Genomic DNA, 25823 nt, shown 5'->3' on the forward strand with positions numbered 1-25823 from the left:
CGCGCTCCCGTCACTCCCCGCCCGTCACTCCGCGGGCGCCTCCCCGCGCGGACCTCGCCCTCGCCCCGCACGCTCCTCCAGCGCTTCGGCCAGGACCTCCGCGAGGTGACGGCTCGTGCGCCCGCCGAGCTGTTCGAGCTGGGTACGGCACGAATAGCCGTCCGCCAGCAGTTCCGCGTCCGGCCCCGCCTCCCGCACGGCGGGCAGCAGCTGATCCTCGGCGCAGGCCGCCGAGACCTCGTAATGCCCCTTCTCGAAGCCGAAGTTGCCCGCCAGACCGCAGCAGCCCTTGCTCAACTCCCCGCTCAGCCCGGCCCGTTCACGCAGCCGCCGGTCCGCCGCGTCGCCGATGACGGCGTGCTGGTGGCAGTGGGTCTGTCCCGCGACCGGACGGTCCACGCGGGGCGGCTCCCAATCCGGGGCGTACTCCTGGAGCGTCTCGGCGAAGGTGCGCACGGACTCGGCCAGCCGCCGCGCACGCGGGTCGTCGCCCAGCAACTCCGGGACGTCCGTACGCAGCGCCGCCGCACACGGCGGCTCCAGCACGGTGACCGGCAGCCCGGCGTCCAGGGCCGGTTCGATGTGATCCAGGGTGCGGCGCATGACCGTACGTGCCTCGTCGAGCTGCCCGGTGGAGACATACGTCAGGCCGCAGCACACCTGCTTCGGCGGCACCGTGACACGCAGCCCGGCATCCCGCAGCACCCGTACCGCCGCCGAACCCGCCTCGGGCGAGAGGTAGTTGGTGAACGTGTCCGGCCACAGAACGATCTGCTCGCCGGACCCGGACCCGGACCCTGCCCCGGCGCCGGACTCCGCGCCGCCTCCGGTCCAGACCCGGGGCCCGCCGCGCTCCCCGTCCCCGGACCGCTTGCGCCACCAGCGCGTGAACGGCTCCCGCGGCAGCGGCGGGATGTCCCGTTCGGGCGCGATGCCGCCGAGCCGCTTCGCGAGCGCGGCGAGCGGCCGGACGCGGGCGGCGGCGTTCAGCAGCGGCGCGGTGCGGCTCGCCCCCCCCAGCCGCAGCCACACCGGCAGCCGGCCCATCGAGTAGTGCGCCATGGGCCGGCGCCTGCCCTCGTAGTGGTGGTGCATGAACTCGGCCTTGTAGGTGGCCATGTCGACGCCCACGGGGCAGTCGCTGCGGCAGCCCTTGCACGACAGGCACAGGTCGAGCGCCTCGCGCACCTCCTCCGACTGCCAGCCGTCCGTGACCACTTCACCGGCGAGCATCTCGTGCAGCAGCCGGGCACGTCCGCGTGTGGAGTGCCGCTCCTCCCCCGTCGCACGGAACGAGGGGCACATCACCGACGCTCCCGCGTCCGTGTTGCGGCACTTGGCGACGCCGACGCAGCGCCGTACCGCCGCCGAGAAGTCGCCGCCGTCGTGCGGGTAGCCGAACTCCACGTCGACGGGCCGGCGCGGCAGCGGCTCGAAGCGCAGGTTCTCGTCGATGCGGGCGGGCCGCACCAGCATCCCCGGGTTGAGCCCGCCTGCCGGATCCCACAGGTCCTTGAAGCGTCCGAAGGCGTCGATCATCTCCTCCCCGTACATCCTGGGCAGCAGCTCGGCCCGCGCCTGGCCGTCGCCGTGCTCGCCGGAGAGCGATCCGCCGTGGGCGACGACGACGTCCGCGAGGTCGTGGGAGAAGTCCCGGAAGCGCCGGATGCCCTCCTCGCCCAGCAGGTCGAAGTCGATACGCACGTGGATGCAGCCGTCGCCGAAGTGCCCGTAGGGCAGACCGCGCAGTCCGTGCTGTCGCAGCAGCGCGCGGAAGTCCCGCAGGTACGCGCCGAGCCGCTCGGGAGGCACGGCGCAGTCCTCCCATCCGGGCCACGCCTCGCTGCCGTCGGCCATCCGCGTGGCCGTCCCGGAGGCGTCCTCGCGGATGCGCCACAGGGCGCGCTGGGCGGCGGGTGCCACGACGAGCTGGTGCGCGGTCGCACCGTCCGCCGAGGCGGCGCGGCACAGCCGGGCCGCACGGTCCCGTGCCGCCGCCTCGTCCTCCCCGCCGACCTCGACGAACAGCCACGCGCCGCCGCGCGGCAGGTCCGCCCTGGCCGCGTGAGAGACCAGGTCGTTCGCCATGCCCTCGACGGTCAGCGGCTCGTGCGGCAGCAGCCCTGCCGCTGCCTCGGCGGCGGCGCTCTCGTCGGCGTAGCCGAGCACGGCGAGCACCCGGGCACCCGGCGTCGCCACGAGCCTCACCCGTGCCCGCGTCAGCACGCCCAGCGTCCCCTCGCTCCCGGTGAACGCGCGCGCCCAGTCCTCGCCCTTCTCGGGCAGCAGCTCGTCCAGGGCGTAGCCGGAGATGCGGCGCGGGAGCCCGGGGAAGCCCGTGCGCAGCAGGGACAGCTCGTCCTGTACGAGCTTCCGTACGCCCTCGCGCAGCGCTGGGGGAACGCCGTCCCCGCCTCGGGCGAGCCGCATGCGCTGCCCGCCGTACCCGAGGACGTCCAGCTCGTGGACGTTGTCGGCGGTGGTGCCCCAGGCGACGGAGTGCGAGCCGCAGGAGTTGTTCCCGATCATGCCGCCGAGGGTGCAGCGGCTGTGCGTGGACGGGTCGGGCCCGAAGGTGAGGCCGTGCGGGGCGGCGGCGTCGCGCAGCCGGTCCAGGATCACCCCGGGCTGTACGACGGCGGTGCGGGAGCCGGGATCGACGGACTCGATCCGGTCCATGTGGCGGGTGAAGTCGAGCACCACTCCGGTCCCGGTGGCCTGCCCGGCGATCGACGTCCCGGCGCCGCGCGCGAGAACGGGCACGCCCCGCTCCCGGCACACGGCGAGGACCGCCGCGACGTCGGCGTCGTCACGGGGAGCGACGATTCCCAGCGGTACGCGCCTGTAGTTGGACGCGTCCATCGTGAACAGGGCGCGGGTGCCCGTATCGAAGTCGACCTCGCCTCCCACGTCGGCGCGCAGCGCCTTCTCCACGTCGCCGGCCAGGGCTTCCGTCCCCGCCTGCTCCTGCATACCGCCTGTACGCGCCGGGGTGTCCCGGGCCGCATTCCGTGCCTGTGCCATGGGTCCAGCGTGCATGCTCACGGGCCTGGGACGGCACCCCTCCCGGGGGTCCTTCCAGGGTCTTTCCCGGTGCCGGACCCTCCGCGCAGCGCGCTCGTCGCGGCGACCGTACCCGAGCGTCAACCACGGGTTGACGACACCCAGGTGTCAACCTACGGTTGACGCATGGTGAATCCCATCGGCACGACACACCCCGTACGGCTCGACGACCTGATCACAGCCATCAAGAAGGTCCACCCCGAGGTCCTCGACCAGCTCTCCGACGCGGTCGTCGCCGCGGACCACCTGGGCGAAGTGGCGGACCACCTGATCGGCCACTTCGTGGACCAGGCGAGGCGCTCCGGAGCCTCCTGGACGGAGATCGGCCGGAGCATGGGCGTCAGCAGGCAGGCGGCCCAGAAACGCTTCGTCACGAAGGCCCCGGGCGAGGCCCCGGACCTCGACCCCTCCCAGGGCTTCGGCCGCTTCACCCAGCGGGCGCGGAACGCCGTCGTGGCCTCGCAGAACGAGGCGCAGGCCGCCGCCAACGACGAGATCCGCACCGAGCATCTGACGCTGGGGCTCCTGGCCGAGCCACGGTCGGTCGCGGCGCAGGCGGTCACCGCACAGGGCGTCGACCTGGAGTCCGTACGGGAGACGGTGACCGCGGCACTGCCGCCGGCCGCCGCCGACGTGCCCGAACTGGTCCCCTACGACGCGGGAGCGCGCAAAGTCCTGGAACTGACCTTCCGGGAAGCCCTGCGGCTGGGCCACAACCACGTGGGCACCGAACACATCCTGCTGGCACTGCTGGAGTTCGAGGACGGCTCGGGCGTCCTGACCGGCCTCGGCGTCGACAAGGCCGAGGCCGAGGCCGAGATCACCGCGGCGGTGGCCGCCGCAGTCGCCGCCGAGGAACCGGAGCGCCTCTGACAGCGGCCGGAACCTCCCGGCTCCGAATCCGCTCAGCGTCCGGCGGTCTCCCGGCACAGCTCTTCCGGGAGACCGCGGGTGTCGATGCTCACGCCCCCCAGTACGCGCCCGCCGGCGATGTCGGCGGCCCGCAGGCAGTAGTGCACCCACATGTTGAACTGGATCTCCTTGGCGACCCGCAGCCGGCTGTAGAGGAGGTTCGCCATCCGGTCGCCGGCCCGGGACCACGCCTCGATCTCGAACCGCAGCACCCCGTCGGACTCATGCGCCCGGAACTGGATCTGCCCCGCCTCCAGGTGCCCCTGAAGGGTGCCGAACCGCATCGAGGTCCCGTCGCGGTGGAGAACCCGTACCGGCCCGTCCCAGGGCCCCGGCATCTGCACCCGGTACTCGTCGGCGACGCGCGTCGCCCCCTCCTCCCCCCGGGTCTTGTGGAAGACGGCGACGGTCCACGGGGCGGCCCGGTTCAGGTTCCTGGCCACCGCGTCCAGCAACTCCCGCGGCCCCATCCGGGAACCGTCGATCCGGACGCTGAAGCGGCGGTGGAACATCGGCCCGACGCCGTCGCCGAGAGCCTTGGTCTGCTCGTCGACCAGTTCCGGCGGCAGGGGAGGCGGAAGGTCGGCCGGGGCTCCGGGTCTGTCGCGGCGGTGCAGGGCCGTGACGCGCCAGAAGTACCGCCAGGTCACCAGCGCCATCCCCGCCGGAAGGCGCAGCAGCACTCCCGCCCGGCGCTTCGGCGAGGGCCCTCGCGGTCGTGCTCCACTCGTTGCGGGCATGACCCTTATGACAACATGAGAGAAATTTGTTCACCTTTCCAGATCGCCCGGTCGCCGGACGGGGCGGCGCGGGACAGGAGGCCGGATGCTCGCGGTGAAGGTCGTCCAGGCTCTGGGAGTGCGGGGCTGGCTGCTCCAGACCGCATCCGTTTCGTCGGTCGCGCTGTGCATCGGACTGTGGACCCGGGCCGGCTGCTTCGACCAGGAGGAACGTGCCAACGCGGAACGCCGGGCCCTGCTCGTGGGCCTGTGGGCCCCGACGCTGTGGGTCATGGGCCAGTCGCTGCGGGAGTTCGAGTAGCACCGGCCGCCGCCGGGTCTCCCGGCGGCACACCGGAGGCGGCCCCGTGAGGCGTGGATGATGCGTGAGCGACGGCTGTACCGCGCCGGCGCGGTCTCCGCACTGCGCGACCTGCGCGGCCTGGACGTCAACTACGCCCTGCCCGGCCCTGACCCCGACCCCGGTGAGGGCTGGCACATCGACACGCTCGTCCAGCCCCTCCCGCCGGAGGCCGCCGGGGAACCCGTCAGCGACGGCTCGTGGGAGATCGCCTGCCGCCTCGTGCGCGACTACCAGTTCGCGGAACCACGCATCCTGCGCTCCGTCTACAGAGCGGCGGACCCGCTGCCCGGCCGGGACATGCTCCTGGAGGTCCGCTTCTACGGTCTGCGCTTCGACATGGGCGTACGCGTCACCCATGTGACCGATGACACACGCGGCAGCGGCTGCTCCGCCCGGCGTGTGTGGGGCTGGGGCTACCGGACCCTTGAGGGACACATGGAGGAGGGCGAACTCAACTACGAGGTGGTCAAGCACCTGCACACCGGCGATGTGGATTTCGTCATCACCGGACACTCACGCCGTGCCCCCATCGGTCACCCGCTCATCAGACTGGGCTTCGCCCTGTTCGGGCGCCTGACCCAGCGTCGCTTCTACCGAAGGAGCGCCGGACGTCTGCGCCGGCTCCTCCTCGCCGAGCTGGGAGGTCTTCCTCCTGCGGCGACGGAGACCCACCCCCTCGCGGAGGGCGTCGTGATCGCTCCGAGCCGCTGACGGCGCCTTCCCCCACCCGGATACGGGCTCCGCTCCAGTGATCGGCGGCGTCAACGTGGTTGAAATCGCTGTGAACGGGAGACTCGTCGCTCTGCATCCGACAGCGCTGCATGGATGAAGGCGCCGGCAGTTGGGAACGCAGCTCCGCCGCCGACCCCTCCGCGTGGGCTCACGCCCTTCGCGGAGGGGATCCCGGCAGCGCTCCGGCCTGCGGGTTCGTCTCACCCGGTGGACCTCGTCCCGTGCCGCGCCAGGGGACGCACTAGGCTTCACCCGTGGCTGATCTCCAGATTCCCGCTGACATCAAGCCCGCCGACGGTCGATTCGGCTCGGGCCCGTCCAAGGTACGCACGGAGGCACTCGACGCCCTTGCTGCCACCGGTACTTCACTGCTCGGCACCTCGCACCGCCAGGCCCCGGTCAAGAACCTGGTCGGCAAAGTGCGCGAAGGCGTCAAGGAACTCTTCCAACTGCCCGACGGATACGAGGTCGTTCTCGGCAACGGCGGCTCGACCGCCTTCTGGGACATCGCGACGTACGGGCTGATCGAGTCCCGCTCGCAGCACCTCTCCTTCGGCGAGTTCTCCAGCAAGTTCGCCAAGGCGGCGAAGCAGGCCCCGTGGCTGGCCGAACCCACGGTGATCGAGTCGGCACCCGGCACCCACCCCACGCCGCTGGCCGAGGCGGGCACCGACGTGTACGCCTTCACGCACAACGAGACCTCGACCGGCGTCGCGATGCCCATCCGGCGCGTGGCGGGTGCCGACGAGGGCGCGCTGGTGCTCGTCGACGCCACCTCCGGCGCGGGCGGCCTCCCCGTCGACGTACGCGAGAGCGACGTCTACTACTTCGCGCCGCAGAAGTCCTTCGCCTCCGACGGAGGACTGTGGATCGGCGTCTTCTCCCCGGCCGCGATCGAGCGCGCCGAGCGCATCGCGGCCTCCGACCGGCACATCCCGGCCTTCTTCGACCTGGCGACGGCGATCGACAACTCCCGCAAGAACCAGACGTACAACACCCCGGCCGTCTCCACGCTCTTCCTGCTGGGCGACCAGCTGGAGTGGATCAACGGCCAGGGCGGCCTCGACTGGGCGGTGAGGCGTACGGCCGCTTCCTCGCGCGCGCTCTACGGATGGGCGGAGGACGCCAAGTCCGCCTCGCCCTTCGTCGCCGACCCGGCCCAGCGCTCGCAGGTCGTCGGCACCGTCGACTTCGACGAGGACGTCGACGCCGCCGCGGTGGCCAAGGTGCTGCGGGCCAACGGCGTCGTCGACACCGAGCCCTACCGGAAGCTGGGACGCAACCAGCTGCGCGTGGCCATGTTCCCGGCGGTCGAGCCCTCGGACGTCGAGGCGCTGACGCGCTGCGTGGACTACGTCATCGAGAACCTGTAGCGGCGCGCGACGCGCTGCGGAGCGGGCCCGGACGGCGCGTCCGGGCCCGCTCTCTTCCACGGTCTGCCAGGCCGGCTCGTACGGTCTGCCACGCTGGCTCGTACGGTCTGCCATGCCGGACCGCCCGGCCCTCCGGTCCGCCGCTTGCGGCTCCCGCCCTACGCCGACAGGCGCTGGAACTTCCGCACGGCGAGCGGCAGGAAGACCGCCGTGATGAGCAGCGGCCACACCAGGGCCATCAGCGCGGAGTGCTGCTCGATCCAGCTGTCCCCGGCCGGCAGCGGATTGCCGTACAGCTCACGCACGGCGTTCGACGTGGAGGAGACCGGGTTCCATATGGCGATGGCGCCCAGCCAGTCCGGCATCGCCGACGGCGGCGTGAAGACACTGGAGATCATCCCGAAGGGGAAGGCCACCGCGAAGAGGTTCCCGGCCGCTTCCTGGCTCGGGGTGACCAGGCCCAGCCAGACGCCGATCCAGATGAGCGAGAAGCGCAGCAGGAGCAGCAGGCCGAAGGCGTAGACCGTCGCGAACAGCCCTCCGTCCGAGCGCCAGCCCACCACGAGTGCGATCCCCGCCAGCACCATCAGGTCGAGGGCGGCGTGCAGCACGTCGGAGACGCCGCGCCCGGTGACCACCGCGGAGGGTGACATCGGCATGGAGCGGAAGCGGTCGGTCACCCCGCGTTCCTTGTCGATGACGACGCTCATCGCGGTGTTCATGAAGCCGAAGGCCATCGTCATCGCGAACATGCCGGGCATCGCGTAGTCCTTGTAGTCCACGCCCTCGCCGATGTCCATGGCACTGCCGAAGACGAAGACGAAGAGCAGGACGGAGACGATCGGGAAGCCCAACTGCCAGGCGACGAGCGAGGGTTGCTTGCCCAGGTGGATCAGGTCCCGCCGTACGATCGTCCAGCAGTCGGCCAGCGCCCAGTGGAGGCGGCGCTCGCGCTCGCTCCCGCCGGGGGCGCCGGGCGGGAGCGCGGGTCTGCCGGGGGCGGTCGTGGTCCCGCTCATGCGCCGGCCCCCTGCTTGTGCCCGGTGAGTGTCAGGAAGACCTCGTCCAGTGTGGGGCGGCGCAGCCCGATGTCCTCCACGGTGATGCCCGCCTCCTGAAGGGCGAGCGCGACGTGGGTCAGCGCGACCACGCCCTCGCCCGCGGGGACGGACGCGTGGACGCGCCGCTCGTCGAGGTCGGTCTCCGGCTCGCCGCCGTCGGCGGCCACGCGGGCGACGGCCTTGACGACGTCCGGGATGTCCCGTTCCTCGCCCGCGACCACTTCGACGCGGTCGCCGCCGATCGCCCGCTTCAGCGCGGCCGGCGTGGGCGTCCGGCCCGAGAAGGCGGACGAGGCGTCGGTGACGTTCCGGCCGCGGTCGATGACGGCGATCCGGTCCGCGAGCTTGTCGGCCTCGTCCAGGTAGTGCGTGGTCAGCACGACGGTGGTGCCGGTCTCGGTCAACGACCGTACGGCCTCCCACACTTCGCTGCGTCCACGCGGATCGAGCCCGGTCGTCGGCTCGTCCAGGAAGAGCACCTCGGGTGCGAGGATCATGCTGGAGGCGAGGTCGAGACGGCGGCGCATGCCACCGCTGAAGCCCGCGCACTGCTTGTCGGCGGCCTCGGTCAGTCCGAACTGCTCCAGCAGCTGTGCGGCCCGCCGCCGTGCCTGCTTGCCGCCGAGGTGGAAGAGCCGGCCGAACATCTCCAGGTTCTGGCGGGCTGTCATGATCTCGTCGACGGCCGCGTGCTGGCCGGTCAGGCCGATGCGGCGGCGCACCTGACGGGGCTCGCGCGCCACGTCGTGGCCGCCGACGCGGGCGCTGCCGCCGTCGAGACGGATCAGCGTGGACAGGATGCGGACGGCGGTCGTCTTGCCGGCACCGTTCGGACCGAGAAGGCCGAAGACGGTGCCGCGCGGCACGGCCAGATCGAAGCCGTCCAGGGCGTGCTTGCCGCCGTAGGTCTTGCGCAGTCCCTCGGCGAGCACGGAGAACTCCTCGGACGGACCGGCCACAGGCGTGATCACAGCAGCTCCCTCCCTGGTGACGTGCGGATCGGGCCGCACGGGAACAAAACTGGGTACGGTGTACTCACAAAAAACAGCGTACAGCGCACGCGGAATTGCGCAAGCCCTTTAGGATGGCGGCCACTATGCGGACGGTGACGAGCGCGAAGAGGCCGGCGATCACGACGAGAACGGCGCGGACGCCGAGAGCGGCGAGAACGGCGAGAACGGCGCGGACGCGGAGCACGACGCCGACGCGGAGCACGGCGGGCCCGCCCGCGCCCCCGGGCAGCAGCGCATGACCACGGAACACAGCGGCAGTGGTGACATCACCCGCAGCCTCGAACTGCTCTGGAGCGGCAAGGAGCAGCCCAGCCGCGGGCCCAGGCCCGGACTGACCCTCGACCACATCGTCGTCACCGCCGTCGGCCTCGCCAACCGCGAGGGCCTGCCCGCGCTCTCCATGCGCAAGGTCGCCACAGAGCTGGGCGTGGGCACGATGACCCTCTACCGCTACGTCCCCGGCAAGGGCGAGCTGCTCGACCTGATGCTCGACCACGTCAACGGCCCCGGGGAGGACCTGGAGCAGCACCGCGGCAAGGGCTGGCGCAACGCCTTGGAGATCAGCGCCGAGGGCTCATGGACGCTCTACACGCAGAACCCCTGGCTGCTCCAGGTCAACCAGGTACGCCCCGTCCTCGGTCCGAACTCCATGGCCGGCTTCGAGCTCGCGCTCGCCGCCCTCGACGACGTCCCGCTGACCGGGCAGGAGAAGGTGCGCATGCTCACCACTCTGGACGCCTACATGGTGGGCGTGGCACGCACACACGTGCTCCAGCAGCAGGCCGCCGCCCAGACGGGTCTCTCCGACGAGGACTTCTGGACGGCCCAAGTCCCCTATCTCGAACGGGCGATGGCCAGCGGCGCCTACCCGCGGATCGCGGCGCTGCCCGAGGACTCCTTCTCCACGAGCGGCGAGGAGGCGATGCGCTTCGGGCTGCGGGCGCTGCTGGACGGCTTCCAGTCACTCATCGACGGCAGGAAGCGGGAGTGACGGCAGGGGCACACGGGCCCGCTCAGGTCCTGGCGGCAAACGGACCGTGAACGGCGGGCCCGTGCCGCGGCTGCCCGGCCGGCCGCGCGAACGGCGCTGAACGAGGGGCCGTACAGCCGCCGTGGACGACGGCCGCGCGCCCGGCTCACTCCCCGCGGCGGCGGAAGAGCCGCCGCAGGCCCAGCCACAGACCGACGAGGGCAGCGACGGCGGCACCGCCGACGACGACCTCACGGTCGGCGCCCTCGCCCCCGCCGGACGCCGCGCCGTCCCCGCCCTCCGCGTCGCCGCCGTCCGTTCCGCCGTCGCTGTCCGCGACGCTCTCCGGGAGCAGTTCGCCGTCCAGCTCCAGCGGGTCCACGGAGCTGGACCTGCCCTCGGAACCGCACATCAGGGTCCGGCCGTCCGGGGTGAAGGTCACCGACTCCCCCTGGCCCGCCATGGGCACGCTCACGGGACGGTCGAGCGGCTCGGGTCTGCCGTCCCGCCAGCGGAACATCTCCCCGCCGAAGTAGCTCCGCAGCATCAGGCGGGTGCCGTCCGGCGAGAAGGCGCCGTCGGTCGCCCACACCTCGGTGGGGGCGATCCGCTCGAAGGTGTTCACGCCCGAGGTGGAGAGCCGCTCGGGACCGGCGTAGATGCCGCCCTTCTTCTCCTGGCTCTTGCTGGCGATGTACGCCCGTCCGGTCTTCGGGTGCACCATCAGCGACTCGGCGTCACGCGGCCCGTCGGCGTAGCGCACGGTGTAGCGGTCCGGCGTCACCGTCACGTCGCGAAGCTGCTCCGGCTCCTCGAAGCGGTAGATCCACACCTCGCTCCAGGTGCCGTTCAGGTTGTCGCCGATGTCCCCCACGTACACGTTGTTCTCCGGGCCGATCGAGATGCCCTCCACGTCGCGGGGCTCGATGCCGCGCAGGGTGACGGTCGCGACGGTCCTGCCCGTCGCGGAGTCCACCGCGTAGACGTAGGGGCCGTCGTCGGAGTCGTTGTGCGTCCAGTAGATCCCCTTGTGCGTACGGCTCGCGGCGAGCCCGCTCGATTCGGTGATGCGAGGGCTCTCGATACGGAAGGACCGTGGGCCCTCCTCCCCGGAGTCCGCGGCAGCCGGGGCGGCGGGCCCCGTCACGGCCCCGAGAGCCAGTACACCCACTGCCGCGAGAGCGCGGCGCACATCGGCAGACATGCTCACCAGTGTCCAGCATGCGGCGGCCACCGCCGGGACACGAAGTACGGCCGGGCATGCGGGCCTTGCTTCGAGCCCACTCCAACGGATTGGCTTCCCGGCATGGAGTACACGAAGCTGGGCCGCACCGGTCTCACGGTCAGCCGGATCGTCCTCGGGACGATGAACTTCGGACCGCAGACCGACGAGGCCGACAGTCACGCGATCATGGACGCCGCACACAGTGCGGGCATCAACTTCTTCGACACCGCCAACGTGTACGGCTGGGGCGCGAACAAGGGCCGCACCGAGGAGATCATCGGCAGCTGGTTCGCCAAGGGCGGCGACCGCCGCGAGAAGACCGTGCTGGCCACCAAGGTCTTCGGGAACATGGGCCCCGAGGGCGAGCGCTGGCCCAACCGGGACCGCCTCTCCGCACTCAACATCCGCCGCGCCGTGGACGCCAGCCTCAAGCGGCTGCGCACCGACCACATCGACCTCTACCAGTTCCACCACGTCGACCGGGCGACCCCCTGGGAGGAGGTCTGGCAGGCGATCGACGTCCTCGTCCAGCAGGGAAAGATCATCTACGCCGGCTCCTCCAACCACGCGGGCTGGCACATCGCGCAGGCCAACGAGACGGCGGCACGCCATGGCACGTACGGGCTCGTCAGCGAGCAGTGCCTCTACAACCTCGCCGAACGCCGCGCGGAGATGGACGTCATCCCGGCCGCGCGGGAGTACGGCCTGGGCATCATCCCGTGGTCGCCGCTGCACGGGGGACTGCTGGGCGGCGCGATCCGCAAGGAGACCCAGGGCGGCGCCGGGCGCACCGCGTCGGGGCGGTCGGCGGACGCCCTGTCGAACACGAAGGTGCGCGAGCAGGTCCAGCGGTACGAGGACCTGCTCGGCAAGCACGGCGTGGAGCCGGGCGAGGCCGCCCTCGCCTGGCTGCTCGCGCAGCCGGGAGTGACCGGCCCGATCGTCGGTCCGCGGACGTCGGAGCAGCTGGATTCGGCGCTGCGCGCGGTGGAACTGAAGCTCGGCGAGGAACTCCTGGAGTCCCTCGACGAGATCTTTCCCGGGCCCGGGCCCACGCCGGAGGCGTTCGCCTGGTAATGGCGGCCCTTCCGGTGACCGGTCCGGGCTGCCGCTCGCGGCCCGGACCGGCCCCGTCCACAGCGCCCGGCACCGGGCACCGGGCGCCGGGCACGCAGTACGTCCTGTCCGGCAGGCTCTGCCCTCGCCGGGGGGCAGACCCTAGGCGCCGACGGCTGCCGCGACGGCCACCACGATGAGCATCAGCACGAGCACACCACTCACGATGCGCGTCCTTGTCTTGGTATTCACGCCATCCACCGTAACCGGACGTCCGACCGGCCCAGCGGCCAGGCCGCCACCTGTTCGTACCGGGGCTGCTCGCCCGGCCGGCCGCTGCGGGGCGGTTCGCTGCGTACGAGCGCGATCTCGTCGGCCGTCCAGGGCTCGCCCCGGAAGGGCTCCAGGGCCTCGGCGCAGGGACGCAGGCCGGCGGCAGGAGGTGCCGACGGACGGACCCTGGCGACGGTGAGGTGTGCGTGGAAGCGACCGGGCTCCTGCGCGCCGAGTCCCATGCGGCGCCCGGCGGCGGAAGTGGTGGCGGCGAGCCTCCGCAGTGCTTCGGCGGCTCCGCCCTCGTCCGGCTCCCCGGGCACGGGGGCGATCCCCGCCCACAGCGTCCTGTCCCCGAAGCGGCCGGACCCGGCGATCCGCAGCCGCAGCGGCCGGCCGCGCCGGGCGGCACGTGCCAGCCGGACGGTCAGCTCCGGCAGGCGCTCCTCGGGCACCTCGCCGTAGAAGGCGAGGGTGATGTGCCAGCCCGCCCGGTCCGTCCAGCGCAGCTCCCCCGCCCCGTCCGCCGAACGCAACGCGGCCACCGCCTCGGCGAGTTGGCCGGGGCCGTCGAGGACACGGGCGGGCGGGAACAGCGCCGCGAAGAGTCTCATGCGGCAAGCATGCCCCCGTCGGCGCGTGGACGCGGAAGGAGTGCGGTGTCCCGTCAGAGGAAACGGCGCAGGGGCCGTGTCGCCGACTCCTGCAGGCGCCGCGCTGCGGACCGGCGCTTCCACCTGCCGGGTTGGATGCGTTTGCTCGCGGCCAGGTCCTCGGTGAAGTGCTCGTCCAGTGTCCCCGTGAACGCCTGGTCCATGACGGCGAGCATCACTTCCTCGTCGTGGTCGAGGGAGCGGCGGTTGACGTTGGTGGACCCGACCAGCGACACCACACCGTCGATCGTGATGATCTTGGCGTGCAGCATGGTCGGCTGGTACTGCCAGACCCGCACGCCCGCCTGAAGCAGCTGCTCGTAGTAGCGCTCGGCGGCGATCCGGCACACCCGCTTGTCCGTGTGCGGGCCGGGCAGCAGGATGTCCACCTCGACGCCGCGACGCGCGGTGGCGCACAGCAGTTCGGTGAAGTAGTCGTCCGGCGCGAAGTAAGCGGTGGCCAGGCGGACCCGCTCGTGTGCCGACTCCAGTACGACCCGGAGCAGGGTCTGCATGTCCTGCCAGCCGAAACTCGCCGAGCCGCGCACCACCTGCACGACGGAGTCGCCCGTGGCCTCGTGCTCCACGAACCGGTCGCTCTCGTCGAAGAGTTCGCGGTGGCACTCCGCCCAGTTCTGCGCGAACGCGGCGCTGATCCCGTCGACGGCCGGGCCGCTCACCTCGATGTGGGTGTCACGCCACTCGTTCTCGTTCCGCGCGTCACCGCACCACTCCTCGGCGATGCCCACCCCTCCGGTGAATGCCGTCTTCTCGTCGACGACCAGCACCTTGCGGTGACAGCGGTGGTTCTGCTTCAGCGGCGAACTCCACAGCGGCTTGCGGAACCACACCACCTCCACGCCCGCCTCGGCCATGTCCTTCAGCAGGTGCTGCTCGATCGGCCGGCTGCCGAACGCGTCGAGCAGCAGCCGCACCCGCAGCCCGTTCCGCGCACGGTCGGCGAGAGCACCGGCGAAGTCGCGGGCGATGTCGCCCCGCCAGTAGACGAACGTCATCATGTCGACGGTGTGCTGCGCCGAGCGGACCGCCTCCAGCATCGCCGGGAAGATCTCGTCCCCGTTCCGCAGGATGCGCAGCCGGTTGCCCTCGGTCGCCGCGATGCCGATCAGCCGCTCCAGCCGTCTGCGTATGCTGTGCATGCGCTCCGCGGACCCGGTCTGCGACGAAGGGGTGTCATCCGCGGACACCGGTTCGGTAAGACTCATGACCGTCACCATACGGACTGTCGCATTCACACGATGGTGGTCACCCGGTCACGCTTGCGTGACGACGTCCCGTTCCTCCTGCCGTCCCCTCCTCTTCGTCCCCGCCCGGGCCCGACTGACCGGTCACCGGGGCCTGTTCGGATGCCGCCGCGCCGCCCGCGGCTTCCTCCCGCGGGACGAACGTCACATGACGGTGGCCGCGCCGCAGGTCCAGCCGGAGCCTCAGGCCGCCCGCCCGTGCCAGCGCCAGTCCGACACCGACGGCGATGACGGCCGAGATGACACCGCCGGACAGGAAGCCGATACGGGCGCCGAAGGTGTCGGTGATCCAGCCCATGAGGGGCCCGCCGATGGGCGTGCCGCCCACGAAGACCATCATGTAGAGGCTCATGACCCTGCCCCGCATCGCGGGGTCCGCGGCGAGCTGGACGGTCGAGTTGGCGGTGACGTTGAACGTCAGGCCCATGATGCCGATGGGCGCCATCAGCGCGGCGAAGAGCCAGAAGGACGGCGAGAGCGCCGCCGCGGTCTCCAGCACGCCGAAGAGGAGTGCCGCCCCCGCCATCAGCCGCAGACGGGACCTGCCGCGCCGCGCGGACAGCAGCGCACCCGCCACGGAGCCCACCGCCATCAGCGTGTTGAGCAGGCCGTAGGTGCCCGCGCCCTCCTCGAAGACCTTGTCGGTGAAGGCCGTGAGCCAGATCGGGAAGTTGAAGCCGAAGGTGCCGATGAAACCGACGAGCACGATGGGCCAGATCAGCTCGGGGCGGCTGCGTACGTGACTCAGCCCCTCACGGAGCTGGCCCTTGGTGCGCGGGGCGCGTTCGACGCTGTGCAGCTCGCTCGTACGCATCAGCAGCAGGCCGGCGAGAGGGGCGAGGAAGGAGAGGCCGTTGAAGAGGAAGGCCCAGCCGCTTCCCACGGCGGAGATCAGCACACCGGCGATCGCGGGGCCGACGAGGCGCGCGCTCTGGAAGTTCGCGGAGTTGAGCGAGACAGCGTTGCGTATCTGTGCGGGCCCGACCATCTCGGAGACGAACGTCTGCCGGGTGGGGTTGTCGAGCACCGTGGCCAGGCCGAGCACGAAGGCCAGCACGTAGACGTGCATGACGTGCACGTGTCCGCTCAGCGTCAGCGCGGCCAGCGCGAGGCCGGTCAGGCCCATCACGGACTGGGTGATCAGCAGCAGCCTGCGCTTGTCGCAGCGGTCGGCGACGAGCCCGCCCCAGAGGCCGAAGAGCAGCATGGGCAGGAACTGCAGAGCTGTGGTGATGCCGACGGCCGTGGCCGAGCCGGTGAGGCTGAGCACCAGCCAGTCCTGGGCGATGCGCTGCATCCAGGTGCCGGTGTTGGAGACGGCCTGGCCCATCGCGAAGAGGCGGTAGTTGCGTATGCGCAGGGAGCTGAACATCGACGGCTTGGCGGCCTCCTTCTGCACGGACGTGGGGTCCGGCGGGGAGGCGGGCGTCGTCGTCCTCGGGTGCTGCTCGTCGTGGGTGGGTTCGTCATCGGGCGCGGGTGCGGAATCTGCTCCGTTTCCCGTACGCAAATCGGGTTCGCCTCCTCATCCTCGTCGTTCTCGTCCTGGTGTCCTGCTCCTCATGAGTGCGCCAGCTTCTCCAGCACGGGCGCCGCCGCGCGCAGCCGCGCCCACTCGTCCTCGTCGAGCTGACCGGCCAGCTCGGCCAGCCAGGCGTTCCGCTTCTCGCGGCTGGCGGCGAGCATCGACTCGGCGCGCCCGGTCTGCGTGACCGTCTTCTGGCGGCGGTCCTCCGGGTGCGGGTCCAGCCGGACCAGCCCCTTGGCCTCCAGCATCGTGACGATACGTGTCATCGACGGAGGCTGCACGTGCTCCTTGCGGGCCAGCTCACTGGGTGTGGCCGAGCCGCAGCGGGCGAGCGTGCCGAGCACCGACATCTCCGTCGGGCTCAGCGACTCGTCCACCCGCTGGTGCTTGAGGCGCCGCGAGAGGCGCATGACTGCGGTGCGCAGAGCGTTCACAGCGGCCATGTCGGGGTCGCTGCCGGCGGGGTGCGCCGTGCCGCGCTCGGACGATTCCGGCATGTCATTAGCCTAACTCATTACCCGGCCTAAAGACCAGTCGGGGCGGAGCCCGCCACTGTCTGACGCCTCACACATACGAGTGAGTTCGCACGGAATTCTGACTCGCCGGACCCGTCCCGGGCGGGACGGTGGACGCATGACTTCGATGACCTCGAAGGTGCTCAGCCTGCGGATGGACGGTGACCTGTTCGACCGGCTGCACGACCACGCGGCCAAGCGCGGCATGAGCGTCCAGGACTATGTGATCCGCACTCTCGTGCGCGACGACTTCGACGAACGCTTCCATGCCTCCGTGGAGGAGACGGAGCGGCTCCACGGCCCGGCGGACCGTACGGGCGGCGCCGGGGCCTCCCGCCCCTGAGCGGTGACCGGCGTGACCGGCGCGACCGGCGCGCAGAGAGGGAGCGGCCCGCGCCCGGGCTGCGGGTGACCGAGCCGGCACCGACGAAGCTGCCCGCCGCACGCGGATAGGCTGGGCCCGACCGACGAGCCGACCTGCGAGCGTGAGAGGGAGCTGCGGCGATGGGCCTCTTGGACCGGTGGACCAACGGCGAGCGCGAGGCCCCCGAGCCGCTGGAGGGCCCCGTCACGGGGACGGTCGTCACCGGCATCGCCGTGTGGTCCGTGCTCTTCCTCGCCCAACTCCCCTTCTACGGCTGGTACGAGGACCACGGGCACACCTGGTTCATCTGGACCTGCCTCGCCGGAGCGGGCCTCGGGCTGATCGGCCTGTGGTACGTACGGGTACGCGAGCGGGCCGCGCGGCGCTCCGCGGCGGAGCGGGACGCCGAGCCGCCCGCCACGTGAGACCCCCGGCCCCTGGCGCGCCGCCTGCGCGGGGAGTGTGCCGAAACTGACCTGCGCCGTGCGGACCTGCGTATGATCGCCACTCGGGCATGTGCCCATCAGCCGGCTGAGCCGACGGTGCATCACAGGTCACCCTGAGTGGAATTGGGGCAAGCATGGGCGACGCGGAGAGTCCGCATCCCGAACTGGAGCAGCTGCGCCGGGCGATGGAGACCCGTCCGGTGATCGACCAGGCGCACGGCGTGCTGATGGCCGCCTACCGCTGCGCGCCTCCGGTCGCGTGGGACGTACTGGTTGCCGTCTCACAGCACACCAACGTCAAGCTGCACAAGGTCGCGGCGGCGCTGGTGGCCAGCACCCAGGGTGAGCCCCTGCCGGAACCTTTCAGCGCGGCACTGAAGGCAGCCCTGCACCGCACCGCCCGGCGGGAGCCGGGGCCGGGGCGGGAGTCGCAGACCCCGCCGTCACCGCAGACCGCACCGTCGCCGCAGACCCCGCCGTCGCCGCCGGTCCCCGAGGGCGCGTAGCGAACTGGGGCCCGGCCGTCCCGGCGCGCGTGAATCCGGACAACAGGTACTTGACGCCCGTAACGTCTCAGGAATGACAGAGCGGTCGGCCGGGCGGCCCGCTCCCGGCACGGGGCGGGGACTGAGCACGGCCGAGGTCGAGGCCCGGAAAGCGCGCGGGGAGATCAACGACGTCCCCGCGCGCAGCAGCCGCTCGGCCATGGACATCGTCCGCGCCAACGTCCTCACCCGCTTCAACGCGATCATCGGCGCGCTCTTCCTGATCATTCTCGTGGTCGGCCCGATCCAGGACAGCCTGTTCGGATTCGTGATCCTCGCCAACACCCTCATCGGCATCGTCCAGGAGCTGCGTGCCAAGAGGACCCTCGACAGCCTCGCCGTCATCGGAGAGGCGCGGCCGACCGTCAGACGGGACGGCGAGGCCCTCTCCCTCGCGCCCCACCAGATCGTGCTGGGCGACGTCATCGAACTCGGGCCGGGCGACAAGTGCGTGGTGGACGGCGAGATCACCGATTCCGACAGCCTGGAGATCGACGAGTCGCTGCTGACCGGCGAGGCCGACCCCGTACTCAAGCAGCCCGGTGGCCGGATCATGTCCGGCAGCTTCGTCGTCGCCGGCAGCGGAGCCTTCACCGCGACCCGCGTGGGCCGTGCGGCCTACGCGGCGCAGCTCGCCGAGGAGGCGTCCCGCTTCACGCTCGTCCACTCCGAACTGCGCAGCGGCATCGACACCATCCTCAAGTACGTCACCTGGATGATCGTCCCCACGGGGATCGGGCTCGTCCTCAGCCAGCTCGTCCTGGCGGGCAACGACATCGAGGGCGCTGTCCGGCGCATGGTCGGCGGCATCGCGCCGATGGTGCCCGAAGGGCTGGTGCTGCTGACGTCGATCGCCTTCGCCATCGGTGTCGTACGGCTGGGGCGCAAGCAGTGCCTCGTTCAGGAGCTGCCCGCGATCGAAGGGCTCGCACGGGTCGACGTCGTCTGCCTCGACAAGACGGGCACGCTGACCGAGGGCGGCATGGACGTCACCGAGGTACGCGTCCTCCCGGACGGCGCGGTCGGCGACGGGCCGGCGGACAGCGCGTACGTGCAGCGAGTGCTGTCCGCGCTCGGCGGGTCCGACCCGCGCCCGAACGCCAGCATGCGCGCCATCGTCGACGCGTACCCGCCCGACGGCCCGGGTCCGAGCGAGGTCCCGGGCCCGTCCGGACCCGACAGCCCCGAAGAACCCGACAGCCCCGACGGCTCCGTCCCGGACGGCTCCCCCGGCGCACCCTGGACCACCGCGCAGACGCTGCCGTTCTCCTCCGCCCGCAAGTACAGCGGCGCCACCTTCGTCGAGCAGGACGGCGCAGCCCGTACCTGGCTGCTGGGCGCCCCCGAGATCCTGCTGCCCCAGGGCCACCCCACGCTCGCCGATGTCGACAGGCTCAGCCAGGACGGGCTGCGCGTCCTGCTGCTGGCCGCCACGCACGGCCCCCCGGACGCGCCCGGGGCCGCGGACGGCGCCGTGCCCGCCGCCCTCGTCGTACTGGAGCAGCGGCTGCGCCCCGACGCGGCCGACACACTGCGCTACTTCGACGAGCAGGACGTCGCCGCGAAGGTCCTCTCCGGCGACAACGCCGTCTCCGTCGGCGCCGTCGCGGGCAAGCTCCGGCTTCCCGGCGCGCAGGCCCCCGTCGACTCCCGCCGCCTCCCCGAGGACCCCGACGGGATGGTTCAGGCCCTGGAGGAGGGGACCGTCTTCGGCAGGGTCTCGCCGAAACAGAAGCAGAACATGGTCACCTCGCTCCAGGCGCACGGCCACCATGTCGCCATGACCGGCGACGGCGTCAACGACGTACTCGCCCTGAAGAACGCCGACATCGGCGTCGCCATGGGCACCGGATCCGAAGCCACCCGGGCCGTCGCCCAGATCGTGCTGCTCAACAACAGCTTCGCGTCCCTCCCTTCGGTGGTGGCGGAGGGCCGCCGCGTCATCGGCAACATCGAACGCGTCGCCCACCTCTTCCTCACCAAGACCGTCTACTCGGTGCTGCTCGCCGCGCTCGTCATCGCCTGGCAGGTGCCCTACCCCTTCCTCCCCCGCCATCTGACGCTGGTCTCCTCGCTGACCATCGGCATTCCCGCCTTCTTCCTCGCCCTCGCCCCCAACCGCGAGCGCGCCCGGCCCGACTTCGTCCGCAGGGTCATGCGGTACTCCGTGCCCGCCGGGCTCATCGCGGGAGGCGCCACCTTCGCGGTCTACCTCGTGGCCCGGTACCGCTACACCGGACCCGGCTCGCTGGCGGCCGAGACGAGCGTGGCGACGCTGACCCTCTTCCTGATCGCGATGTGGGTGCTTGCGATCGTCGCCCGCCCCTACACGTGGTGGCGGATCGCGCTGGTGCTGACGATGGGACTGGGCTTCCTGGCCGTACTGGCGGTGCCCTGGCTCCAGGACTTCTTCGCGCTGAAGCTGGTGGGGACGGTCATGCCGTGGACGGCCGTGGCCGTGGCCGGGGTGGCGGGATCGGCCCTGGAGGCCGCCTGGCGCTACGTCGGCCACAGCCGCGGCGGCACCCGGGGACGCCGGAGGCGGGACCGGAAGGAGTCACCGGGCGCCGGGGGCCGGTGACCGTCCAGGCCACTGCGCCGGCGCCCCTCCCGGCGGGGGTCTGCCCCTCCCGGCGGCTCCATGCGTATCGACCACGAACGCTGTCGGCACTCGTGATCAACACCTCTAGAAGGCGTGCCATCGCACCGCCGTGTCCCCCTCCCGCAGAGAAGCCACACGGCGGGCGAACTCGCGGCTGGCCGCCGGGTTCCCCGGCGCGTGCTGCGCCACCCAGGCGCAGCTCGCCGTCTCCCGCGCGCCCCGCAGCACCGCGCATCCGTCCCACTCGCGTACGTCCCAGCCGTAGACGGTCACGAAGTCCGCGTAGCCGGCGGCGGAAAGTCCGTACCGGTCCAGGCTCAGGGCGAGGACCGTCAGGTCGTGCTCCCGCATGTCGTCGGAGAACGTCTCCAGATCGAGCAGGACCGGACCGTCCGGGCCGGCACGGACGTTGCGCGGGAGCGCGTCCCCGTGGAGGGGCCCCGGCGGCAGCACGGGAGCCAGCTCCTCGACCGCGGCGCCGAAGTCGTCACGCCGCGAGAGCAGATAGGCCGCGTCGCCGGCGGGCACCGCGTCCCCCGCCAGCCGAAGCCACCGGTCCACGCCGGAGAGCAGATCGCGGCGGGGCAGCGCGAAGGGCGCGGGAGGCAGGGCGTGGACGAGCCGCAGCAGCGCGGCGAGATCGCCGGGCCCGGCCTCGCGTACGGGCTGGGGCAGGCGCTGCCAGAAGGTGAGCGGATGCCCTTCGACGACGGTGACGCCGGGCCGCGCCGCCCGTACCGCGGGCACGCCCCGCTCCTCCAGCCACGCGGCGACCCGCAGTTCACGCTCCGCACGCGGGTACAGCCAGGGCCCGCGCCCGACCCGCACGACGACGGGTTCGGGGCCGTCCAGGGCGAAGACGGCGTTCTCGCCGAGCGCGAGCAGCCCGGCGTCCTCGCCGCGCTCACCGGCAGCGGCCAGCAGCGCCCGTGCCCGCGCCTCGGTGAAGGGCGCGGTCTCCTGCGTGCTCACCCGGTGAGGCTAACCGAGCTCGAACGTGCCGTACGCCGGGCGCCCCGCCCACTTGTAGGTGTGGATGGCGACACCCGTGCCGGTCGTCCTGGAGTTCGCCAGCTCCATCGCCGTGGGCAGCGCGCCGTCCGCGAACAGCCGCTTGCCCGTGCCGAGAACGACCGGGTAGATCAGCAGCCGCAGCTCGTCGATGAGGTCGCGCGCCATCAGCGACCGGGCGAGCCCGCCGCTCCCGTGGATCTGCAGCTCGCCCTCCGGCTGCTTCTTCAGCGCGGCGATCTGCTCCACCGCGTCCTCGCGGAGCACGGTGGTGTTGTACCAGTCCGCGCTCCGCAGGCTGGTCGAGGCGACGTACTTGGGCAGGGTGTTGAGCCGCGAGGCGATGGGGTCGTCCGGGTCCGTGACCCTCGGCCAGTGGGCCGCGAAGATCTCGTACGTGCGGCGTCCGAGCACGAAGCCGTCGGCCAGTTCGAAGCATTCGCTCATGAAGGCGCCCATGTCCGCGTCGGCGTACGGAACCAGCCAGCCGCCGAGGCCGAAGCCTCCGCTGGTGTCCTCGTCCGGGCCACCGGGCGCCTGCATGACGCCGTCCAGCGACAGGAAGGTGGTGAGCGTGAGTGAGGTCATACCGGACAGACCGCGGGCGGGGCCGGAACTCATCGGCGCTCACGGCCGGACGGGCCGTGGCGTCAGCGGCCCGTCCGGCCATCAGCCGGCCGGCCCGTCAGTCGAACCAGCGCGCCCGCTCCAGCTCCGCCACCCGCTCGGGGTCCTCCAGCAGAGCCGCCACCTCGAAACGGCGGCCCCACTGACCCGCCGCCCAGGCAAGCCCGGCGGCGACCCCCTCCAGCGTGGCCGCGTGCAGGACACCGTCACCGGTCAGGCGCCAGTCCACGTCGGTGCCGTCGACGACGAGTTCGTCGTGCTCCCGGTACTCCTCCGGCGCATCCGGCAGCAGCGCACGAACCGCCCTCGGCACCTCCCGCGGCGTGCCCTCACCCGACGCCGCAGCGTCCACCGCGCCCGGCACCACCTCGCTCAGGCGCCGTACCTCCAGCACGGCGGCCAGCCCCCCGGCGTGCGCGGGCGGTACGGGAAGCAGGGCACGCTCGCCCGCCAGGGGGATCAGGTCGGGCGCGTCCGCGACGACGGCCTCGTCCGAGGGGACGACCTCCACGGTTCCCGAACCGGCGCGTACCGCACGCAGCTCGGCGGGCAGCGTCACCTCGTCGGGGTCCATCACGGCCAGCAGGCCGTACAGACCGTGCAGTTGGGCGTGCCCGGCCTCCGACTCCGGCTCGGCGAGACGTCCCAGCAGCTCAGCGGCGCCACCGGGCTCCTCCAGCAGCGCGGCCGCGGACGTACGGATGCCCAGTGCCCGCAGCAGCCCGGGGTCACCGAACCCCGAGGCGTCCGCCTCCTCGTACAGCCCGTCCAGCAGCGGATCGCCGCCCGCCGCGCGCAGGCCCGCGGGACGCCGGCCCTCCAGCACGGGATGCCCGCGCAGCCACCACGCGGTGTACGGGCGCACGGTCTCCGTACCGCCGTCCGGCAGCACCACCCTCACCGGCGCGGTCAGCGCGTCACGCAGCGGCGGCTCGGCGAGCATCGCCAGCACCTGCGGCCAGCAATCGTCGTCGACGAGGTCCAGGTCGCGCACGGCCACCAGTTCGGCCGCGACGGGCGGCAGGGCCGTGGCGCTCTCCGGAAGCTGGTCCAGGACGTCCTCGCACCACACGTCGACCGCGTCCAGCAGACCGGCGTCGTCGGGCTCGGCGAAGTCGCCCTCACGAGGCTCCAGTTCGTCGGGGTCGAGCACGACATCGGTCGCGCGTACCAGGGCGAAGCCGGCCTGCACGCCCACGGCGGTCAACGGCTGCGAGCCCCATCGCTCCGTGAACTCTGCGTCGCAGGCAGCAAGTTCACCTTCGCGGATGACGTTCTCGAAGGGGCTGCCGGGAAGGACGAGTTCACCGGCGGGGGCGAGTTCGCCGTCCTCGTCGGGCAGCGCCAGCGCACCCAGCCACGGCTCGTCACCGGGCGCCAGGGCCGCGTCCCGCACCAGCCCCAGGACCACCTCGGCCAACTCGTCCGCGTCGAGGGGACCTTCACCCTCCTCGCCGAACCCGTCGTCCCAGGACTCCTCGGCGTCCAGCGAGGCGGCCACGGCGGCACGCACCTGCGGCGTGGTCAGCACGGCGCGCGGCGTCGCACCTGTCGCACCGAGCTTCTCCAGCAGGGGATGCGCGGCGTCCGTGTGTGCGACCTTCAGGCCCAGCCGCGCCAACTGCCGTGCCCGGTCCGGCTCCAGGGTGCCGCCCGGCAGCGGCATCAGCACGTGCCGCGGCCCGACGGTCGTGCGTCCCCCTGCCGCGAGCGGCACGGGAAGCCCGGTGAGCCGGTCCGGGTCGACCCCGGCGAGCGAGTCGTACAGCCGCCACCACCACTCCGGTGAGCGCTGCACACCCGCGAGCCGGTCGATCACCTCACCGAGCGGCACCCGCGCCACATCCAGCGCACGCAGCTCCGTACGCCGCTCCAGCCCCGCAGGCAGCAGGCTCGGGAACAGCTCCGCCAGCACGCCGACGGTGGCGGCCCCCGCCCCCTCCACGATCTCCGCCTCACGCGGGCGCAGCGCGAGCGGCTCGCCGTCCTCATCCGTGCCGGCACCCGCGAGGAACGGCACGGACGGCAGCTTCGACAGCAGCAACTGCCGCAGCTCACCGTCGAGTTCACTCTTCCCCAGCGGGCCCGGAACCAGCGGGACCAGCCCGCCCGAGACGGGACGCCACTCACGCAGCAGCCGCACATACGTCTCCGCCGCACGGCCCAGCAGGAACCGGGTCAACGGGCCCGGAGCGACATGCCGCCGTGTCGGCTCCAGCGGGAAACTCCCGATGAGCAGCGCGGGCAGACCCAGCGGCTCGTCCGTGGGCGTCGGCGCATGCAGGTACGGCACCGTGGGCGGCGGCACCGGAGCCCCGTCCTCCACCGGCACCGCCCAGGTGACCGACCATGCGGGCCGCATCCGCTCCTCGACGGGACGGTCGGCGAGCAGCTCCTCGTCCACGACCCCGCTGTCCCCCGCCACGCGCCAACGCCGCACCGACCGCGCGCCGTTGCCGTCCTCGTGGCGGATCTCGACACACGGACCGTCCTCATGGCGCGTCAGCGTCCTGACTCCCCCGCCGGGGGACTCCACGACGACCTCGGCGAGACCCGGCAGCGTCAGCAGCAGCGCGTCGTCCACCGCGTTGAGCAATCGTTCCGTCAACTCGTGCGCCGCGGCATCGCGCAGAGGCAGCACCACCGCCGTCTCGTACCCCTCCGGGGCGGTACCCTCCGCCGGCAACGGAAGCCGCAGCAACGGCGCGTGGCCCTCCCTGCGACGCAACTCCTCACCGAGCGCGGGCACTTCCTCCGCCCCGCCCACCACCAGCTCCCGCGCCTCCGCGAGCGACCAGCGCACACCGCCGCCACGGCCGACGACAGCGGGCTCGTCACTTACCGCGAGCACGGCGGAGAACCCCACACCGAACCGCCCGACGGTCGCCGCGTCCTCCGCGTCCCGCTTGGCGGACGCGCGCAGTGTGGAGAGGGACTCGACGCCCGTGTCGTCCAGCGGCGCCCCGCTGTTGGCCGCGACGAGCACGCCCTCCCGCAGGGTCAGCCGCAACCGTCCCGGTGTCCGCGCGCGTGCGGCGGCATCGGCGGCGTTCTGGGCCAACTCGACGACGAGACGGTCCCGGTAGCCGCCCAGAGCCAGCTCCTGCTCGGCGTTGGCGTCCTCACGGAAACGGGCGGGCGAAGCGGCCCACGCGTCCAGCACACCCCGGCGCAGCCGCGCGGTCCCGAACACGTCCGCCGGTGGTTCCGACTGGCCCATTGCCGCCTCCTTCATCACGCCCTGCCCCGCGTACCCCGCCCGGCGACGGTACGGCATACGGGGCGCCCTTCGCGGGGGCGGTTCGCTCGTGCGGGGTTCCGGTGCGGTGCCGGGTGCCGTGTCCGGCGGTGGTGGGTGCGGGGTGCGCCGGGGTGTGTGGTGGGTGCGGGGGCGTGCCGCTGCGCGCGTGACTCCGGGACGGCATGATTTCCGGCCCGGCCCCGGAATTATCGAGGGCGAAGCTCACCAACACCGGGCCGCAAATCACGCTTGAGTGTCCCGGAGC

The 25823-nt window shown here is 72.2% G+C and carries 23 protein-coding genes; 10 read left to right on the plus strand and 13 right to left on the minus strand.

The window, feature by feature from the left end; translation table 11 throughout:
- Positions 1-24 precede the first annotated feature (24 nt).
- Positions 25-2973, minus strand: a complete 2949-nt coding sequence (locus H343_RS0101875; RefSeq protein ID WP_028429753.1) for an FAD-binding and (Fe-S)-binding domain-containing protein — start codon at positions 2971-2973, stop codon at positions 25-27.
- 216 nt (positions 2974-3189) lie between these two features.
- On the opposite strand from H343_RS0101875, the gene H343_RS0101880 reads away from it, so the two are divergent.
- The gene (locus H343_RS0101880) at positions 3190-3936 is read left to right on the plus strand and encodes a Clp protease N-terminal domain-containing protein (protein WP_028429754.1); all 747 of its coding nucleotides are present in this window, start codon (positions 3190-3192) and stop codon (positions 3934-3936) included.
- A gap of 32 nt (positions 3937-3968) precedes the next feature.
- Here H343_RS0101880 and H343_RS0101885 read toward each other — a convergent pair whose 3' ends face one another.
- Positions 3969-4715 (minus strand): DUF1990 family protein, encoded by a 747-nt coding sequence (locus tag H343_RS0101885; protein WP_028429755.1) that lies wholly within the window; start codon positions 4713-4715, stop codon positions 3969-3971.
- Positions 4716-4800: 85 nt separating this feature from the next.
- On the opposite strand from H343_RS0101885, the gene H343_RS0101890 reads away from it, so the two are divergent.
- The 3 genes from H343_RS0101890 to serC all read left to right on the plus strand — a co-directional run bounded on the left by H343_RS0101890 (position 4801) and on the right by serC (position 7163).
- Positions 4801-5016: a hypothetical protein gene (locus tag H343_RS0101890; RefSeq protein ID WP_028429756.1), complete on the plus strand. Its 216-nt coding sequence runs from the start codon at positions 4801-4803 to the stop codon at positions 5014-5016.
- Positions 5017-5073: 57 nt separating this feature from the next.
- On the plus strand, positions 5074-5769 hold the full coding sequence (locus tag H343_RS0101895; RefSeq protein WP_028429757.1) for a DUF1990 family protein: 696 nt from the start codon (positions 5074-5076) through the stop codon (positions 5767-5769).
- A 275-nt stretch (positions 5770-6044) separates the two neighbouring features.
- Positions 6045-7163 (plus strand): phosphoserine transaminase, encoded by a 1119-nt coding sequence (gene serC / locus H343_RS0101900; RefSeq protein WP_028429758.1) that lies wholly within the window; start codon positions 6045-6047, stop codon positions 7161-7163.
- A gap of 158 nt (positions 7164-7321) precedes the next feature.
- On the opposite strand, the gene H343_RS0101905 is transcribed toward serC, so the two are convergent.
- From H343_RS0101905 to H343_RS0101915, 3 genes are all read right to left on the minus strand, one after another.
- On the minus strand, positions 7322-8182 hold the full coding sequence (locus H343_RS0101905) for an ABC transporter permease (protein WP_028429759.1): 861 nt from the start codon (positions 8180-8182) through the stop codon (positions 7322-7324).
- Positions 8179-9195, minus strand: coding sequence for an ATP-binding cassette domain-containing protein (locus H343_RS28340; RefSeq protein WP_486586747.1), 1017 nt, complete (start codon positions 9193-9195; stop codon positions 8179-8181). The genes H343_RS0101905 and H343_RS28340 overlap by 4 nt, the downstream gene beginning before the upstream one ends.
- Positions 9196-9259: 64 nt before the next feature.
- The gene (locus tag H343_RS0101915; RefSeq protein WP_158679495.1) at positions 9260-9487 is read right to left on the minus strand and encodes a hypothetical protein; all 228 of its coding nucleotides are present in this window, start codon (positions 9485-9487) and stop codon (positions 9260-9262) included.
- Here H343_RS0101915 and H343_RS0101920 point away from each other — a divergent pair.
- Positions 9473-10228 (plus strand): TetR/AcrR family transcriptional regulator C-terminal domain-containing protein, encoded by a 756-nt coding sequence (locus tag H343_RS0101920; protein WP_028429761.1) that lies wholly within the window; start codon positions 9473-9475, stop codon positions 10226-10228. The two genes, H343_RS0101915 and H343_RS0101920, sit on opposite strands and share 15 nt — an antisense overlap.
- A gap of 145 nt (positions 10229-10373) precedes the next feature.
- On the opposite strand, the gene H343_RS0101925 is transcribed toward H343_RS0101920, so the two are convergent.
- On the minus strand, positions 10374-11411 hold the full coding sequence (locus tag H343_RS0101925) for a hypothetical protein (RefSeq protein WP_199778849.1): 1038 nt from the start codon (positions 11409-11411) through the stop codon (positions 10374-10376).
- 102 nt (positions 11412-11513) lie between these two features.
- Here H343_RS0101925 and H343_RS0101930 point away from each other — a divergent pair, with 102 nt between their 5' ends.
- Positions 11514-12509 carry an aldo/keto reductase gene (locus H343_RS0101930; protein ID WP_028429763.1) on the plus strand — a complete coding sequence of 332 codons (996 nt, stop codon included), beginning with the start codon at positions 11514-11516 and terminating at the stop codon, positions 12507-12509.
- A 227-nt stretch (positions 12510-12736) separates the two neighbouring features.
- On the opposite strand, the gene thpR is transcribed toward H343_RS0101930, so the two are convergent.
- Genes thpR through H343_RS0101955 form a run of 4 tightly spaced genes read right to left on the minus strand, consistent with a single transcriptional unit; the run spans position 12737 to position 16704 of the window.
- Positions 12737-13375 carry an RNA 2',3'-cyclic phosphodiesterase gene (thpR, locus tag H343_RS0101940; RefSeq protein ID WP_028429764.1) on the minus strand — a complete coding sequence of 213 codons (639 nt, stop codon included), beginning with the start codon at positions 13373-13375 and terminating at the stop codon, positions 12737-12739.
- Between the two features lie 53 nt (positions 13376-13428).
- The gene (locus tag H343_RS0101945; protein WP_028429765.1) at positions 13429-14640 is read right to left on the minus strand and encodes a cardiolipin synthase B; all 1212 of its coding nucleotides are present in this window, start codon (positions 14638-14640) and stop codon (positions 13429-13431) included.
- Between the two features lie 40 nt (positions 14641-14680).
- Positions 14681-16189 carry an MFS transporter gene (locus tag H343_RS28345; protein WP_051264451.1) on the minus strand — a complete coding sequence of 503 codons (1509 nt, stop codon included), beginning with the start codon at positions 16187-16189 and terminating at the stop codon, positions 14681-14683.
- Between the two features lie 50 nt (positions 16190-16239).
- The gene (locus H343_RS0101955) at positions 16240-16704 is read right to left on the minus strand and encodes a MarR family transcriptional regulator (RefSeq protein WP_028429766.1); all 465 of its coding nucleotides are present in this window, start codon (positions 16702-16704) and stop codon (positions 16240-16242) included.
- Positions 16705-16849: 145 nt separating this feature from the next.
- On the opposite strand from H343_RS0101955, the gene H343_RS28350 reads away from it, so the two are divergent.
- From H343_RS28350 to H343_RS28360, 4 genes are all read left to right on the plus strand, one after another.
- The gene (locus H343_RS28350; RefSeq protein WP_037902100.1) at positions 16850-17065 is read left to right on the plus strand and encodes a hypothetical protein; all 216 of its coding nucleotides are present in this window, start codon (positions 16850-16852) and stop codon (positions 17063-17065) included.
- 161 nt (positions 17066-17226) lie between these two features.
- Positions 17227-17511, plus strand: coding sequence for a DUF2530 domain-containing protein (locus H343_RS0101965; protein ID WP_028429767.1), 285 nt, complete (start codon positions 17227-17229; stop codon positions 17509-17511).
- 155 nt (positions 17512-17666) lie between these two features.
- Positions 17667-18038, plus strand: a complete 372-nt coding sequence (locus H343_RS33430) for an ANTAR domain-containing protein (protein ID WP_051264452.1) — start codon at positions 17667-17669, stop codon at positions 18036-18038.
- A gap of 73 nt (positions 18039-18111) precedes the next feature.
- Positions 18112-20658 (plus strand): cation-translocating P-type ATPase, encoded by a 2547-nt coding sequence (locus H343_RS28360; protein ID WP_078504923.1) that lies wholly within the window; start codon positions 18112-18114, stop codon positions 20656-20658.
- Positions 20659-20763: 105 nt separating this feature from the next.
- Here the strand turns inward: H343_RS28360 and H343_RS0101980 are convergent, their stop codons facing one another.
- From H343_RS0101980 to H343_RS0101990, 3 genes are all read right to left on the minus strand, one after another.
- Positions 20764-21651 (minus strand): aminoglycoside phosphotransferase family protein, encoded by an 888-nt coding sequence (locus H343_RS0101980; protein ID WP_028429768.1) that lies wholly within the window; start codon positions 21649-21651, stop codon positions 20764-20766.
- A 9-nt stretch (positions 21652-21660) separates the two neighbouring features.
- Positions 21661-22278 (minus strand): dihydrofolate reductase family protein, encoded by a 618-nt coding sequence (locus H343_RS0101985; protein WP_028429769.1) that lies wholly within the window; start codon positions 22276-22278, stop codon positions 21661-21663.
- A 97-nt stretch (positions 22279-22375) separates the two neighbouring features.
- Positions 22376-25537 carry a sacsin N-terminal ATP-binding-like domain-containing protein gene (locus H343_RS0101990; protein ID WP_028429770.1) on the minus strand — a complete coding sequence of 1054 codons (3162 nt, stop codon included), beginning with the start codon at positions 25535-25537 and terminating at the stop codon, positions 22376-22378.
- Positions 25538-25823: the final 286 nt, after the last annotated feature.

This window comes from Streptomyces sp. TAA204, from assembly GCF_000424965.1.

Excerpts from the sequence above, each read along its gene's own strand:
- H343_RS0101990 (WP_028429770.1), bottom strand. The coding sequence starts at position 25,537 with ATGGGCCAGTCGGAACCACCGGCGGACGTGTTCGGGACCGCGCGGCTG.
- H343_RS33430 (WP_051264452.1), top strand. The coding sequence starts at position 17,667 with ATGGGCGACGCGGAGAGTCCGCATCCCGAACTGGAGCAGCTGCGCCGG.
- H343_RS0101890 (WP_028429756.1), top strand. The coding sequence starts at position 4,801 with ATGCTCGCGGTGAAGGTCGTCCAGGCTCTGGGAGTGCGGGGCTGGCTG.
- H343_RS0101905 (WP_028429759.1), bottom strand. The coding sequence starts at position 8,182 with ATGAGCGGGACCACGACCGCCCCCGGCAGACCCGCGCTCCCGCCCGGC.
- H343_RS0101880 (WP_028429754.1), top strand. The coding sequence starts at position 3,190 with ATGGTGAATCCCATCGGCACGACACACCCCGTACGGCTCGACGACCTG.
- H343_RS28360 (WP_078504923.1), top strand. The coding sequence starts at position 18,112 with ATGACAGAGCGGTCGGCCGGGCGGCCCGCTCCCGGCACGGGGCGGGGA.
- H343_RS0101920 (WP_028429761.1), top strand. The coding sequence starts at position 9,473 with ATGACCACGGAACACAGCGGCAGTGGTGACATCACCCGCAGCCTCGAA.
- H343_RS0101930 (WP_028429763.1), top strand. The coding sequence starts at position 11,514 with ATGGAGTACACGAAGCTGGGCCGCACCGGTCTCACGGTCAGCCGGATC.
- H343_RS28350 (WP_037902100.1), top strand. The coding sequence starts at position 16,850 with ATGACCTCGAAGGTGCTCAGCCTGCGGATGGACGGTGACCTGTTCGAC.
- H343_RS0101885 (WP_028429755.1), bottom strand. The coding sequence starts at position 4,715 with ATGCCCGCAACGAGTGGAGCACGACCGCGAGGGCCCTCGCCGAAGCGC.
- H343_RS0101895 (WP_028429757.1), top strand. The coding sequence starts at position 5,074 with ATGATGCGTGAGCGACGGCTGTACCGCGCCGGCGCGGTCTCCGCACTG.
- H343_RS0101985 (WP_028429769.1), bottom strand. The coding sequence starts at position 22,278 with ATGACCTCACTCACGCTCACCACCTTCCTGTCGCTGGACGGCGTCATG.
- H343_RS0101945 (WP_028429765.1), bottom strand. The coding sequence starts at position 14,640 with ATGAGTCTTACCGAACCGGTGTCCGCGGATGACACCCCTTCGTCGCAG.
- H343_RS0101925 (WP_199778849.1), bottom strand. The coding sequence starts at position 11,411 with ATGTCTGCCGATGTGCGCCGCGCTCTCGCGGCAGTGGGTGTACTGGCT.
- H343_RS0101875 (WP_028429753.1), bottom strand. The coding sequence starts at position 2,973 with ATGCAGGAGCAGGCGGGGACGGAAGCCCTGGCCGGCGACGTGGAGAAG.
- H343_RS0101965 (WP_028429767.1), top strand. The coding sequence starts at position 17,227 with ATGGGCCTCTTGGACCGGTGGACCAACGGCGAGCGCGAGGCCCCCGAG.
- H343_RS0101955 (WP_028429766.1), bottom strand. The coding sequence starts at position 16,704 with ATGCCGGAATCGTCCGAGCGCGGCACGGCGCACCCCGCCGGCAGCGAC.
- thpR (WP_028429764.1), bottom strand. The coding sequence starts at position 13,375 with ATGAGACTCTTCGCGGCGCTGTTCCCGCCCGCCCGTGTCCTCGACGGC.